We start from the raw sequence: 15197 nt of genomic DNA on the forward strand, positions 1-15197 counted from the left end.
AAATGAAATCCACAAAAACAATTTTGGCCTGTTCCGCAGGCGCATTCGCAATGGTCGCGTCCTTACCTGCTATGGCGCAAACCGCAGGCGACGATGTCGTCATTGCAACAGGTATTCGCAGCTCGCTCGAACAATCACTCGATGTGAAGCGTAATTCTGATTCCATCGTCGATGCCATTTCGGCAGAAGATGTTGGTAAATTCCCCGACACAAATATCGCTGAAAGCCTTCAGCGTATTACGGGTGTCGCAATTGACCGGTCCGGCGGTGAGGGGCAGTTCATCACAGTTCGGGGTCTTGGGCCGGAATTCAACGTGGTCACGATTAATGACCGTACAATCGCAACAGATAATGACGGTCGTGAATTCTCATTTGACGTACTCTCCTCCGACATTATTCAGCGCGCAGAAGTCTTCAAAACGCCGGATGCGTCCCGTCAGTCAGGTGGGATTGGCGCTTTGGTTAATATCGTAACGAACCGTCCGCTAGAGCGTCCGGGTACGAATTTCGCAGCGTCTCTCTCCGGTACTTATGACACGCTACGTGATCAAATTTCACCAGAAGGGTCTTTAGTTGGCTCTTGGACAAACGAAGATAACACAATCGGTGTTGCAGGTGGTTTGTCTTATTCAGACCGCCGTTCACAACGCGACCGTGTCCTGACAGGTGGTTTCTCTGAGCGTTCCGGTGCACCATTCATCAATACAGGTGGTGCAGGAACTGCGGGTGCAACAGGCTTGACTGATGCTGACAATGTTGAGTCGCTGCCGGCCGGTACGCGTGTTCAACAACAAGCAATTGTTAGCCGTGACACGCAAGAGCGTGAACGTCTGACAGCCAATGGTACCGTTCAGTTTGCACCGACAGACGCTGTCACTTTAACGGTTGATGGTCTCTACACAGAATTTAATGTCAGCTCTTTTGATCGTCAGTTCTCCGGCTTTTTCAGCCCGCCATTCATTGATCCGGTCGTTGATGCGAACGGTACAGTCACATCTTTCTCTCGTCCGGGATTGGATTTCTTGGGTCGTAACCCCGGGTTGACGACAGGTCCGTCACAGAACGATAACGTGCTGACATCAGCTAATCGCGAAGCGGAAACTTATCTTATCGGTGCTAATCTGGATTGGGAATTAAATGATCGCCTCACTGCGAATTTTGATGTTTCGACGTCAAAAGCCGAACGTGACGGTATCAACCCATTTGTTGTTTTGGGTGCCCTTGCGCCGACATCACCTCTGATTCAACTGCCTGATGGTGATGACCTGACAACGATTACAAACCTCACAAATACACTAAACCCCTCCATCCAACGCCTTCACTTTGTGAACGTCAACCGGACAGTCATTGATGACGAGGTTTTTGAAGCCAAAGGGAAATTGGACTGGGAGTCCAAAACCGGTGAGGAAATTATCACTGTTGGCGCGTCCTATTCGGATCGTACAAAGTCCCGCGACTTGTTTGACAACTTCTCCCCGACCCAAGGTGGCGGCGTGTTCTGTGCCTATTGTGGATATGCGACAGATTTTGATGACAGCATTCTGCGTCAGGTTAATCTGGACGGTTTCCTAAGCGGTGTCAGTGGGCGTGACGGTATTCCCCTTAATTTCCTAACGGCGACATTCGAAGATGCCTTTGGTCAGCTTAATTCTGATGCGGCGATTTCTGATCCGAACCGGTCCGGTCGCGGGGCTCTGTCGGACGCAGAGCTTCGCGCGCGGCGCGACGCGACGGACTCATTCCTTGGTTTCTATGATCCGGAATTTAACCCGGCGGGTAGTTTTGCGGTTGATGAAGAAGTCACATCCGTCTTCTTCAATACGGCATGGCTCGACAAGCAATTGGGCGCCATTCCTTTCTCCGCAAATTTCGGCCTCCGTGTGACGCATACTGAAACATCCAGTTCCGGTGTGGATCAGCCCGTGACCCAGTTCCGTGAATCTGATGGCGATACACAACTTATTCCGATTTTTGCCGATCCAACAAATATCACGATCGAGAACAGCTACACGAATGTCTTGCCATCCGCGAATATCAAATTTGATGTCACGGAAGATAAGATTGTGCGTTTCGCAGCGTCTAAAACTGTTACGCGTCCAACGCTGACGGCGCTGGGTGTCGCGAACCAGTTTGGGGGACGTGCAAATGCACCGACATCAACAGGTGGTAACCCGAACCTCGAAGCTTTCGAATCCACAAACTTCGATGCAGCCTTTGAATGGTATATGGATGACCTCAGCTTCTTTGGTGTGACGGGTTTCTACAAAAGTTTCGATAATTTCTTGGAATCGCAAACTCTACCTGTTCCGGGACAAGTCGTCTTCCCGGCAGGTAACGCCTCCAACCCGGGTGGAACCGATGTCACACGTGATGTCACCTTCCTCGATACACGGACACGTAACGGCGAGACCGGTAGCATTGTTGGTATTGAAGCGGCCTTGCAAAAAGCTTTTGAGAACGGCTTCGGTGCGGCCATTAACTACACATATGTTGATAGCTCTATTGACCGTGCCGAAGGTTCAGGAAATTCCGATCTGGATTATAACGGATTGTCACCCCACTCTTTCAACATTAGTGGTTTCTATGAAAAAGGCCCGATCCAGGCACGTGTGACCTATAACTACCGTGATGAGTTCTTGGTCGCAGCCTTCTCAGATCAGGGCGAACCGCGTGAGCGTGAAGCTTATGGTCAGTTGGATGCGTCTGCTGCCTATGACATCAATGACACATTCCAAATCTTTGCAGAGGGTATCAATATTCTCGACGAAGACACACGTGACTTCTCGCGCTTTGAGAACCGCCTCCTGACATATGAAGATACAGGCAGCCGCTTCACAATCGGTGCACGCGCAGCTTTCTAAGCTGACACGTCACACTCTAATATGCGAAGAGCGGCGGTAAGCCGCTCTTTTTTTGCCCGCTAGATATTGAGGTTGACCGCTAAATCATGACAGCCCTGATTACTGTTTCCGATGATCTGACATTTGCGCTCTCAAATGCACATTTATCCTATGTCTTTCGTGTCTCCGCCGAAGGAATATTAGAACACCTCCATTTTGGCGGTGCGCTCTCTGACCCGTTAAATGTGGCGGTTCATCACCGCCGCACAATCCGGCATGTGGCCTCGACCTTTCAGGGGGGGAAACATTATTCCCTTTCGGATACGCCGCAGGAATATCCGGGCTTTGGAACATCGGATTATCGGTTTCCCGCCGTCCATGGTCGGAATGCGCATGGGAATACGATTTTTTCCCTGCATTATAAAAAGCATAAAATCGTCAAAGAGAAACCCCGCCTAAAAAAGCTCCCGTCTGCCAGAGGAGGCGAGTCAGAGACGCTTATCATCACATTGCAAGATCGTCTCCATAAGCTACGCGTCGAGCTTTATTACACGATCTGGGCGGATCATGGCGTGATCGCGCGATCCGCGAAATTCAGGAATTTGGGCAAACAAGAAATACAGTTGCAGCACGCGTTTTCTTCCGCGTTGGATCTTCCCTCGGGTGATTACGAAATTCAACATTTCCACGGGACTTGGGCGCGTGAATTTAATGAGGAACGTATCGACCTCCCGCAGGGACGGTTCGTCTCCGACAGTGCGCGCGGGACATCCAGCGCGGCGCATAATCCTTATGTTGCGGTCCTTCAAAAAGGGGCGACTGAGGATTACGGAAAGTGTTACGGTACGACGCTGCTCTATTCCGGGAATTTTGCGATTTCCGTTGAGAAGGGCGAGTTTGAAGATGCTCGCGTTCTGGCAGGTATTAATCCGTTTAATTTCCACTGGCGTCTCAAACCCGGAAAAAATTTCTGTACGCCGGAGGCCCTACACGCCTATTCCGGTGAGGGTTTGCGTAAGCTCTCCCATCATTGGCATAGATTTATTCGCGCGTGTGTGACGCCTGAGCGGTTCCGCGACGTGCCGCGTCCGACCTATTTAAATACATGGGAAGCCGCTTATTTCGATGTGGATGAGGACAAAGTCCTCGATCTTGCGGATAAGGCCGTAGAGATCGGCGTCGATATGTTGGTCCTCGATGATGGCTGGTTCGAAGGCCGGCAGGATGACACGACATCGCTGGGTGATTGGCGGGCGGATAAGGCTCGCTTCCCCTCCGGTATTCCCGCGCTGGCGGCGAAAGTGAAAGCCAAAGGACTGAAATTCGGGATTTGGTTTGAGCCGGAAATGGTCAATCCCCGCAGTCAATTATTTGAAAAACATCCCGATTGGATTTTACACGTGCCGGACCGGGTTTCATCCTTGGGACGCAATCAACTGACGCTTGATCTCTCACGGTCAGATGTTCAGGATTACCTCTATAATGAAATCGATGCGATCCTGTCCTGCGGCGATGTGGATTATGTAAAATGGGATATGAACCGCAATATGACGGAGGTTGGGAGCGCGGCGCTTCCCCGAAACCGCCAACGCGAAACCTCGCATCGTTATATGTTGGGCCTATATAAATTGCTCGACCGTCTGACGACTGCTTATCCGGATGTCCTGTTTGAGAACTGTGCCTCCGGCGGCAACCGTTTTGATCTCGGTATGTTGTCCTACATGCCGCAGGGATGGATTTCCGATATGTGCGATCCGATTGCGCGTCTGTCCATTATTGGCGGGGCGTCACATCTCTTCCCGCTGGATGTCACGGCCGCCTATATCGGGCCATCCCCCAACCATCAAAATGGGCGCGTGACATCGGTGAAGACCCGTTTCATGGCAGGTGTATTCTGCGCCGCCCGCGGCGTCTCTTTGTCAGAAGCGGATATTGAAACGCATAAAGACGAGGTCATAGATTATATGGCCTTCGCCAAGGCGACAGCCGATGACATGATCGGCGGGACCTTTGACCGCGTCAAAAAGACCGCAAATGAAGTCGCGTGGCAATATACGACGCGCGATGGGAGCACTATCTATCTCGCCTATTTCCATATTCTCTCCGCGCCGAACCTGCCCTTCCGTCGCGCCCACCTCGTCGGTTTGGACCCGTCCGCCGATTACCATCTGGAAGATAGCGACGAAAATTACCGCGGGGATGCCCTCATGCAGAGCGGGATGCCTATGCCCCAAGTGGCCGTGGGCGAGAAAACACCGGGCGTGCGATATATGGATGATGGGGATTTCAGTTCTCACCTATTTGTATTTCGCAGGGCGGACGGCTAACCAATTTATTCAACGACTTCGAAAACGAAGCAAAGGGGAAACCGATGGAATTAAATGTAACGCAGTTTGCGGTGTTTTTCGGCATCAGCGCGCTAATCGGTTTTCTCACATGGTGGTTCTGCCGGGGCAGCGGCACGCGCGGCGAAGGCACAAATGGTGAGCAGGAATATTTCCTCGCGGGGGGCGGCCTGAAATGGTATTTTGTGGCAGGCTCGATCACACTTACCAACCTTTCTACAGATCAACTTGTCGGTATGAACGGCGCGCAAATGGCGCTGCTGGCCTGGTGGGAATTGGCCGCCGTCGTCGGATTGATGATGCTGACTTTCATCTTCATTCCGGTCTATTATAAATATAATTGTACGACGACGACGGAATTGTTGGAGAGACGCTTTAACAACCCACATATTCGGGCGTTGATTTCCATTCTCTTCCTACTCGGGAATATTTTCATCTTCCTGCCCGCGATCCTTTATGGCGGCTCGCTCTTTATGCTCAACCTTTTTGGTTTAGATATAAATCTTTATATCGTCGCGGCGCTGTTTGCGATTGTGGGCTCTGCCTATGCGATTTTTGGCGGGTTGAGAGCGGTCGCGGTTTCGGACACATTCTCAGGTATTCTCCTATTGGGTTTGGCGATCACCGTTACCATTATTGCGCTCAATACAATTGGCTGGGATTTCTCGGGTATTCCGAAAGAACGACTGACCCTGATCGGGTCTCCGGAGAGTGATATTCCCTTTGCGACGCTCTTTACCGGCATGTTGTTCATCCAGATGTTTTATTGGTCGACAAACCAGACCATTACCCAACGCGCTATGGCGTCGCCTTCGGTTAAGGAGGCGCAAAAGGGTATTCTGGCCGCTGCAGGCATTCGCTTGCTCATCATTCCACCGATCATTGTTTTGCCGGGGATCGTGGCATTTAAGCTCTATGGCGATATTGGCGATACGACCTATGGCCGTCTAGTTGGCGATATCCTGCCGACCTTCCTGTCGGGTGCATTCGCAGCTGCCATTGCGGCGGCGGTGTTGACGACATTTAACTCCATCCTCAACGCGTCTGCGGCGCTCTGGGTTATGGATATTCACGAGACCTATGTGAATAAGAAACCAAATGTGCGCAAATTGTCCCTCTGGGTGTCAATCGCCATGGTGCTGCTCGGGTTTGCGATGATCCCGATTTTCAATAATCCTGAAAATTCGATTATTGATTTGGTCCAGCGTCTTTATGGGTTGCTGTCCATGCCGATCCTCTCGGCCTTTATCGTCGGGCTGTTATTCCGCAATGTAAATCCTTACGCCATGATCTTGGGCGTTCTCTATGGCGTCGCATTCTACGGTTGGGCAACCAACCCGTTCGGTGAGGCGAATATTGATCTGCACTATATTCACATGATGGCGATCACCTTGATCTCCGGTGTGGCTCTCTCGCTCTTGCTCTCAGTCCTGATGGGCCGGAAGCCGGTCTGGGATGCGCATAATGTGTTCTCCCGTTCGAAAGAAGCCATGACGCCGATTGACTAACGGTTACCCGTTTCAAATCCCAAGAGATTGGCGATGTGAACCACAACCATGAATCCGACCGCAATAGAGCCGAGGGAGATCACCATCCAAGGCGGACGATGCGGTCGGATATCGTGCTTTTCCTTGAAATTATTGCGCATGCCCAAAATGGCTAGTCCCGCACAGACGGCAACGGCAATCAGACTAATCGTGAGATCTTGAGCGGGTGTCATGATGAGTCTGTATGGCCTCTTGCTGCGCAATCTGCGTTTGATCTTCGGGAACGGTTCGACTGACCCCGTGTCGGGTTTTGTGCCAGTGGAATCGCTTTGTTCGCATCTCCCTAAACGCACGCAATGTGGGCTCAAACAGAAGTGTCCAGTAAATAGGCATGAAAAGCGAAGATGCAATCAGGTGATCCTTTCCGCTACGAATGGCGCCAACGGCTCCGATGAGGCAGCCAATCGTAATGGAGACGAAAAAGGTTCCGCCATAAATGGGACCAATCTCAATCGGTGTCCCGATCCACCACATGACGGCGGCTAGCAGAGCCAGCCCGACGACGACCGGTGTATAGAATAAAACGCATAAAAGAGTCAGGCCGAGGGTGAGTTGGAGCGTGAAGAATCGCTTCAATCCCGCCCAGCCACCCGGCGCAAAGGCGCAGGCCATATGAACATCCCAGGTCTGGATGTAACCTTTAATCCACCGTGCGCGCTGATATCGCCAATCGCGCAGGATAGAGACGGCTTCTTCCTGTGTCGGCGGATGGATATAACCGATTTTATGACCGTGCGCGGCGAGGCGAAAAGACAGGTCCGCATCCTCGGTCACATTATGGGCGTCCCACCCGCCGGCAGCATCCAAAGGGGCGCGACGCATATGGTTGGATGTTCCGCCCAATGGGAAGGGGAGCCCAAGCCGTGTCAGGAACGGGACCCAGACGTGAAACAGCGCCGCATATTCCAAAGCAAATTGGCGCGTCAGCCAATTATCCCGATCGTTGAAATAATCCAGCGGTGCCTGAACGGCCGCCCAGTCGGGTCGGACCCGAAAGGCGCCAATCGCGGCGAGAAGTTGATCGGGATGGGGACGATCTTCTGCATCGTAAATTGTCACATATTCGCCGCGGCAGGATTGAAACGCATAATTCAAGGCCCGCGGTTTGGTCTGCGGTGTGCCCTTTGGAACGACGACTTGGCGGAATGGCGGGTGGAGGGCTTTCGCAACAGCCGTCGTTGTAAAAGGGTCGACAGCTTCCGTAATTAAAACAATATCGAGTTTATGAATCGGATATTTTAACCGCGCGAGGCTGGCCATCAGGTGCGGGACCATCTGTGCCTCATGGAACAGGGGCACGAGCACAGAGTAATGCGGTAGGTCAGAGGTGAGTTCTGCCAGACCCGCTGATTTCGGTTTCGGTGTGATGACTGCCGCAACCCTGAACAGGGCGAATACCACGCTGACCCAGGCCATTGTTGCAAATAATCCGGTAACGGCGTCTCGGACATCCAAGCAGAGCCAAATTAAATATCCAAAGATACACAGCCGGATCATGGATTTGGAAAGGGGACGGGTTGCGGGCTTATCGGCAAAGCCGAGCTTTTCCCTGCTCTTCAATTTTGGTTGAGGTGTTACTTTGCTCTCACGCATCCCAAGCGTGTGGCGAATTCAACCTCTGGGGGAAACTAACCCAAGATTGTAATTTATAAATTTATTTATTTAACTGCGAGATGGCCCAACTCGCCGCGTCGCGAATAACAGGCCTTTCGTCACCAGAATAATCTTTGGCTAAAGTGACCAGATCACGCTGTCCGCTATTCCCAATCGCATAGAGTACGTTTCGTAAAAATCGTGTCCAGCCAATCCGCTTGATTGGAGAAGCCGAAAACATTGAGCGAAAACGGTCTTCCCCAAGACGGGAAAGCTCTGCCAGATTAGGGGCGTTCAAATCCTCCCGTGCGGCGAGTTTAGTTTCCCGCCCGACTTGGGCGAATTTATTCCAAGGACAGACCGCGAGACAGTCATCACAGCCATAGATACGGTTGCCCATCCTAGCGCGAAGTCCTTCTTCAATCGGACCCTCATGTTCAATCGTCAGGTAGGAGATGCAGCGCCGCGCATCCAGTCGATAAGCGCTTGGAAACGCGTCTGTCGGACAAATATCCAAACAGGCCCGGCAAGAGCCACAATGATCAAGTTCGGGCGGTGTCGGCGCAAGTTTCGCTGCGCTCAATATAGACCCGATAAAGAGCCAAGAGCCAAATTCACGGCTTACCAAATTTGTATGTTTTCCCTGCCAGCCGAGGCCCGCCGCCATGGCGAGGGGCTTCTCCATGAGAGGCGCGGTATCAACAAAAATTTTAACATCCTCGCCAGTATCCCGCGCGAGCAGACCCGCTAGTTCTTTCAGCCGGCCCTTCATCACATCATGATAATCACGGCCGCGCGCATAAACCGAAATTGTACCACAGTCACGCTGCGAAAGACTCGCCATTGGATCTGTTTCCGGTCCGTAATTCATACCGAGCACGATCGCCGATTGCGCCTCCGGCCAGAGGTTTCGTGGGTGGGACCGACGAAAGGCCGTCTCCTCCATCCAGGTCATGGAGGCATGATGGCCTCGCGCAATCGCCTCTTGCAGATGCTGCCCGGGCTGCTCACCAAACCTGTCGAGATCAACGATATACGGGCGCGTGAAGCCAAGCTTTTCGGCGCGCTGCGTTAGTCTTTTCAGTGGGTTATTCGGAAGCCCGGACGCCACGTCTATTCAAGCATAGAGAGGCGGGCGTCGAATATTCTGGCGCGATCTTCCAAGAGTGCGAAAAAGGCCAGATCATTTTCGTCAATCCGCGCGGAAATCGCGTCATCGCTTTCATCGGATAAATAGAGCCGCGCACTGCTCATCGAAGAGGTCAGGATTTTTTCTTCAATATCGAACGTCTCCTCAAAACTCTCATAGAGCCGAATCACTTTAGGCAAAAGCTCTGCATCCGCAGGCGAAAGTGCACCACGCCCCGCCGCTTCCAAATCTGCAATTTGGCGCACCATGTTGGCGCGGCCTTGGCGAATCAGGGGACCGATAGGAAGGAGTGCATCCCGCATCTCCCGGCCATAGCTCTGGCGTGTGGCCAGGTCAGTATTGGCTTCCGCTGACCATTCGATTTCCGGAATCGTGGCAATATTAAATTGTTTGACGACCTTCTGGAATTGGTGGTTCGGGTTTTCAGGCTCAATTGCAATGAGATAGCCGTCAATTTGGCGGTTTTCGATTTCGATCATACGGATGGAACTTCGTACTTGAACCTGCTGCAGCTGCAAAAGGGCATCCTCATCCATTGTTTCGAGATTGATGAACATGTCTGACATACCGCCCGACATCTTGGCATATTCGTCATAGGTCTCTTGCATGGAATTATATTGCCCCAGCGCCGCGCGGTAAGTCGCACTTTCCTGACGCGAGAAGAGGCTGGGGTCGATATTCCATCTTTCAGGTTTCGGCAGCGCATTCATCTGTTGTTCCGCGCGTGTGAGAACCGCTTGGCGTTGCGCTTCAAACCGTTGCCCAAACCGCGCGATTTCGTCCATATCACCGGCATTGAGCACAGCATACATTTCGCCCATCATATCGGCACTGAAAAGAGACATCAGGTCCGTTTGAATTTGCGCAGACGCCTGCGTCCACGCGACCATCTCATTGAGGGCTTCGATCTGTGCATTTGTCGAAGACTGCGCCCAGGCGGGAGAGGGCGCTAGTGTTGCAAATGAAAGACCCGTTGCGATGACGGCGGAAGCAAGTAAAGATTTCACGAAATAAAGCCCTGTTGAGTTAGAATGTCTGCCTAACACTCCGTCTCCCGAAACCCAAATCAGAAATCTAGATCGGTATAATGCCGCGGTGGGCGCAGCCCCGCGACCCGATCCCCAAGCAGGCCACGCAGGGCCGGGCGGGATTTAACTTTTTGGTACCACTCTTTCAAAATCGGCCGGTCCCGCCAGCTAATCTCCCCTAAAAAATCAAGACAGGAGAGATGTGCCGCTGCCGCAATATCGCCGAGGGAATAGCGACGTCCGGCCAGCCAGTCCCGCTTTTCCAATAGGGTTGTAAGGTATGTCAGGTGATCATCCAGATTCGCCCGACCCTCGCGCAGGACGTCCGGATCTGCGGCCCCCACATCAAACTGCGTTTGTGACAGGACGGCCCGTTCGATTTTCTCGGCCAGAATGTAGCTGTCCACTTCCTCCGTGAACCGCGTGTCAAACCACGCGCAGAGGCGGCGGGCCTCGGCACGTTCAAACGGGTCCTCTGAGAGGAGAGGGTTTCGTTTCGATCCGTCATTCGCATATTCAGTAATAGACCGCGCCCCGCTAATCGTGAGTGTTCCGTGTTGCGTCAGGTCGACAAGAACGGGCGGTGCGCCTTCTGCCGTCAGGTTTAAAAATTCAGGCTCAGGTGACCACGGATCAATGATGATCTCTTTCACCTTTAGCTTTTTTTCAGCCAAGGCGATCCGCGCCATGCGGGAGGGCGGGTGGAGTGGAAAATGGTAAAGCGTACGCATCCGACAGGTCTTAGTCGAAACATGGCAAATGAATCTTTAAGACGCGTGGTTAATTGGAAGTTACGGGGAGACTTCGCCCAGTTTCTGGAATCGCTTGTTTCCGTGACTATGCCCACACCCTGCCGGATGAGGATGGATAAGAATATCCGCCGCCGGAAATTCCGTCATAATATCTTTCTCTACGGCCAGAATAATATCATGAGCGTCTGACAAGGAGAGTGTTTCGTCCAAATCCAGACGCATCTGTATGTGCAAATGTGGGCCTGAGGCACGGGTCCGCAACTCTGTCACGGCGCGAACGGCCTTATTCGACATGGCGAGGCGGGCAATCGTGCGGCGCTCATCCTCATTTAACTCACGGTCCATCAATTGCGCCCAGGCGAGTCGGGCAATTTGCACCGCTGTGAAGAGCAGCCAGATCGCCATCAATCCACCGACAACGGAGTCTGCCCAAGTCAGCGTTGTATAACTGGCCAGTGCGATACCGATAATGACGAAAATATTGGCGAGAAGGTCCGCCATATAATGCGCGCGATCACCGCGCACGGCTATCGACCCCGTCGCACGAATGGCCCAGCTCTGCGCGATAATCAGCCAGAGTGTGAGGGCAATAAAGACGACGAGCACCATAATGGCGGGACCGGATTGCGTGACGCCGTGGCTATGCCCGATATGGCCGACGACTTCCTCCAGAAGGTGGAAGGCTGCAAAGACGATCAGGCAAACTTGGAAGACGGCGGAAAAACTTTCCGCCTTGCCAAAGCCAAACCGGTATTTCCCGTTGGGTTTCCGCACGGCAAACCGCACGGCAATGAAACTTGCAACCGCTCCGAAAATATCCAGCGCGGAATGCACGAGGGATGCGAGAATACCGACAGATCCCGTCTGTCCCCAAAGCCAGAATTTCCCGACCGCCATGAAAAGCCCCAAGCCCACGGCGAGGGCTGTGATCCGGCGTGTGATAATGGCAGAATGATCCGGCGGCAGACGACCGGGACGCCCACGCCGGTTGGGCTGGTCAAAGCGGTCGTCTGCAGTGACCTTGAGGTCCGCCTCTGATATGTCGCCATTCGCACTCATTCGGATAGTGTTATAGCATAACTTTTGTAAAGGCGAGATTGATTTTTGTCGGAATGTGCTTGCGAATTGGAATGTCTTGCCTGTTGAAATAGGTTAGGCGCGAGAAAATTGACAAATCGGGAATTTGACCATGCGACTTTCTAAATTATTGGCGGCGGCCAGTACAGCCGTGCTCTTATTGGCCTGCCAGCCCGCCTCGGATGCACCGGAGGTGAAGACACCCGAGGTCACCGAGATTGTGACGAAAGCGGGTACGGAGATTCCGCATGCTCAGCTCCCCGAAACGGCCATCCCGCGCGAATATCGCATCGACATGACGATTGATCCGCAAGCGGACACGATGTCCGGCACCGTCGCGATTGATGTCGAGATGAAAGATGCGGGTGAGCAGGTCTGGATTCACGCCAAGGAAATGACGGTTTCCTCCGCCTCTATCGCCTATACAGATGGCACGACGATGGACCTGACATTCGAGGCGGTTCCGTTGGAAGATGCGCCGTCCGGTCTTGCGAAACTCATTTCCGCAGAGGCACTGCCGAATGGTATGGCGACCATCACGCTGAATTACGAGACGCCCTATAACCAGAACTTAAATTCCGCCTATCAGGTCAAGCGCGGCGATGATGCCTATATCGTCACGCAGTTCGAACCACTCGGCGCACGTGAAGCTTTCCCGAGTTTTGATGAACCGAAATTCAAAGTCCCGTTCACGCTCTCTATCACGTCGCCGTCGGACAATGTCGTCATTTCCAACACACCGAAAACGGGCGTCGCGGATGGTGAAGGCGAGGATGGCCGGGCCTGGACGACGCATAATTTTGCGCAAACCCGTCCGCTGCCGACATATTTGATTGCTTTCGCCGTTGGTCCATATGAGATGAATGATTTCGGCACGATCCCGCCAAATTCAGTGCGCAAGACACCGCTGGCGCTGCGCGCGATTGCGGCAAAGGGCGAGGGTGAAAATCTCGACTTCGCACTCGCTGGCACAGAACCCATTCTGACGGCGCTGGAGGAATATTTCGGGATTCCTTATCCCTATGAGAAACTCGATCTGATTGCTGCGCCGGAATATGCCTTTGGCGCGATGGAAAACCCGGGCGCGATTGTTTACCGTGAATATCTGCTCCTCATGGATGAGGATTCCCCGCTTTCCCAACGCCGCGCCTATGACCGTGTGCATTCTCACGAACTTGCGCATCAATGGTTCGGTAATCTCGTCACCCCCGTTTGGTGGGAAGACATCTGGTTGAATGAGGCCTTCGCGACGTGGATGGGGAATAAGGCGATCGATATTGCCTATCCGGAGGCGAATTATGACCGCGTGACCCTCAATGCATCCCTAGGCGCGATGAATATTGACACGCTGTCCACGACCCGCAAAGTCCGCGAACCGCTGGCCCGATCTGAAAATGTCATGGATCAATTTGACGGCATTACCTACCGCAAGGGCGGCGGCGTGCTGTCCATGTTTGAGAGCTATCTCGGTGAAGAGGCGTTCCAAAAAGGCGTCCGCCTGCACATGGACCGCTATGCCGATGATGTCGCCACAGGCGATGATTTCTTCCAATCCATCGCGGATGGGTCCGGCAATGCGGATGTCGTCGACGCGATGAAGAGCTTTGTTGATCAGCCGGGATTGCCGTTGATTAAAGTCGAAGCCACATGTGAGGATGGAAATTCTGATACGAAAGTCGAAATTTCGCAATCGCGTTATGCCCCGCTTGGGTCTGCGACGAAACAGGGGCAGAGTTGGCAAATTCCCGTTTGCCTGTCCACAACGCAAGGCGAAGCCAAGGCTAAGTCATGTGACCTTGTCAAAGACACCTCCAGTGTGATGACGGTTCCAAACCGTTATAAAACCTGTCCCGCCTATATCATGCCGAATGCCGATGGTGCGGGTTATTACCGTTTCACATTGGACACAGCGGGCTGGGCGGCGCTTATCGACAATCTCGATCAATTAAATACACGCGAAGCCCTCGTCACACTCGACAGTCTCGTCGCCGCTTTCCGTGCAGGCGAGGTCGAAGCGGATGTCTTCCTCGACGGTATGGCGGCCTTTGCCGCCCATCCCGAATATGACGTCGCGTCGGGTTCCACACGTCTGATTGGGTTCATGGCGTCAGAGCTGCCGGAGGGCAGCCGCGATGATGTCGCGCGCAATGTGCGGGCGATGTATAAGGACCGCTATAAACGCATTGTCGGCACGGATACGGTGGAGGGCAATCTCCTCGCGCCGACCCTTGCCAGCCTCCTCGCGCGCACCGGCAAGGATCAGGAAATCCAGAACCTTATGGTCAAGCGCGGCATTCAATATCTGGGTCTGGAAGGCGAGGCGGATAAATCCAAACTCGCGCCGAATATGTTGGGTCTGTCCTTACGCGAAACGATGCGTAAGATCGGCAAGCCTGCCTATGAGCCCTTGCTCAACATGGCGAAGAATGGGTCTTCGCTGGAAAAAGGCGCGGCAGCTGGTGCGCTCGCCTCGACGCAGGATGAAGCTGTTTATGAAATGTTGCTGGCCGATGTCGTCCTCGCGGAAGACAGCCCCCTGACGGGTCGTCAGGCGGGAACTGTGCTGAACGGCTTGCTCGCCTCCGATAAATTCGGTGATCGGACGTGGGATTGGTTCAAGGCGAACCTTTCAACTTACGTCGCAAAAGTGCCGGATGTCCGCAAGGGCGGCCTGCCGGGTGCGGGTCGTAATTTCTGCTCGATTGAGGGGCGCAATGAGGTCCGTGACTTCATGACGGCCAATGCGGAACTCATGCCAGGTTATGAGCGCTCGCTGATGCAAACGCTGGAGTCGATTGAGCTCTGCGCGGCCTTGAAAGAGGCGAAAGCGGACGACCTCGCAGCGGCGTTAAAGGCGCGCTAAAT

10 protein-coding genes are annotated in these 15197 nt (G+C 53.2%); 4 read left to right on the plus strand and 6 right to left on the minus strand.

From position 1 onward, the window contains the following. Window positions 1-2: 2 nt before the first annotated feature. The 3 genes from ACP9M6_RS05575 to ACP9M6_RS05585 all read left to right on the plus strand — a co-directional run bounded on the left by ACP9M6_RS05575 (window position 3) and on the right by ACP9M6_RS05585 (window position 6693). The gene (locus tag ACP9M6_RS05575) at window positions 3-2861 is read left to right on the plus strand and encodes a TonB-dependent receptor (protein ID WP_427454256.1); all 2859 of its coding nucleotides are present in this window, start codon (window positions 3-5) and stop codon (window positions 2859-2861) included. An 86-nt stretch (window positions 2862-2947) separates the two neighbouring features. Next, entirely contained in the window at window positions 2948-5167 is a 2220-nt protein-coding gene (locus tag ACP9M6_RS05580) for an alpha-galactosidase (protein ID WP_427454258.1), read from the plus strand. A gap of 44 nt (window positions 5168-5211) precedes the next feature. Further along, the gene (locus ACP9M6_RS05585) at window positions 5212-6693 is read left to right on the plus strand and encodes a sodium:solute symporter family transporter (RefSeq protein ID WP_427454260.1); all 1482 of its coding nucleotides are present in this window, start codon (window positions 5212-5214) and stop codon (window positions 6691-6693) included. On the opposite strand, the gene ACP9M6_RS05590 is transcribed toward ACP9M6_RS05585, so the two are convergent. The 6 genes from ACP9M6_RS05590 to ACP9M6_RS05615 all read right to left on the minus strand — a co-directional run bounded on the left by ACP9M6_RS05590 (window position 6690) and on the right by ACP9M6_RS05615 (window position 12314). Continuing rightward, window positions 6690-6905 carry a hypothetical protein gene (locus tag ACP9M6_RS05590; protein ID WP_427454262.1) on the minus strand — a complete coding sequence of 72 codons (216 nt, stop codon included), beginning with the start codon at window positions 6903-6905 and terminating at the stop codon, window positions 6690-6692. The genes ACP9M6_RS05585 and ACP9M6_RS05590 overlap by 4 nt on opposite strands. Further along, complete coding sequence (locus ACP9M6_RS05595; protein ID WP_427454264.1) at window positions 6877-8325, minus strand: glycosyltransferase family 2 protein; 1449 nt, start codon at window positions 8323-8325, stop codon at window positions 6877-6879. Before ACP9M6_RS05595 ends, ACP9M6_RS05590 begins: the two co-directional genes overlap by 29 nt. Before the next feature lie 61 nt (window positions 8326-8386). After that, entirely contained in the window at window positions 8387-9436 is a 1050-nt protein-coding gene (gene queG, locus ACP9M6_RS05600; protein ID WP_427454266.1) for a tRNA epoxyqueuosine(34) reductase QueG, read from the minus strand. A 2-nt stretch (window positions 9437-9438) separates the two neighbouring features. Next, window positions 9439-10482, minus strand: coding sequence for a hypothetical protein (locus ACP9M6_RS05605; protein ID WP_427454267.1), 1044 nt, complete (start codon window positions 10480-10482; stop codon window positions 9439-9441). A 59-nt stretch (window positions 10483-10541) separates the two neighbouring features. Then, window positions 10542-11234 carry a glutathione S-transferase family protein gene (locus tag ACP9M6_RS05610; protein ID WP_427454269.1) on the minus strand — a complete coding sequence of 231 codons (693 nt, stop codon included), beginning with the start codon at window positions 11232-11234 and terminating at the stop codon, window positions 10542-10544. Between the two features lie 60 nt (window positions 11235-11294). Next, window positions 11295-12314 carry a cation diffusion facilitator family transporter gene (locus tag ACP9M6_RS05615; protein WP_427454271.1) on the minus strand — a complete coding sequence of 340 codons (1020 nt, stop codon included), beginning with the start codon at window positions 12312-12314 and terminating at the stop codon, window positions 11295-11297. A 130-nt stretch (window positions 12315-12444) separates the two neighbouring features. Between ACP9M6_RS05615 and ACP9M6_RS05620 the strand changes: the two genes are divergently transcribed. After that, window positions 12445-15195 carry a M1 family metallopeptidase gene (locus ACP9M6_RS05620; protein ID WP_427454273.1) on the plus strand — a complete coding sequence of 917 codons (2751 nt, stop codon included), beginning with the start codon at window positions 12445-12447 and terminating at the stop codon, window positions 15193-15195. Window positions 15196-15197 lie beyond the last annotated feature (2 nt).

It is taken from the genome of Litorimonas sp. WD9-15 (assembly GCF_050271975.1).
Taxonomy (GTDB): domain Bacteria; phylum Pseudomonadota; class Alphaproteobacteria; order Caulobacterales; family Maricaulaceae; genus Litorimonas.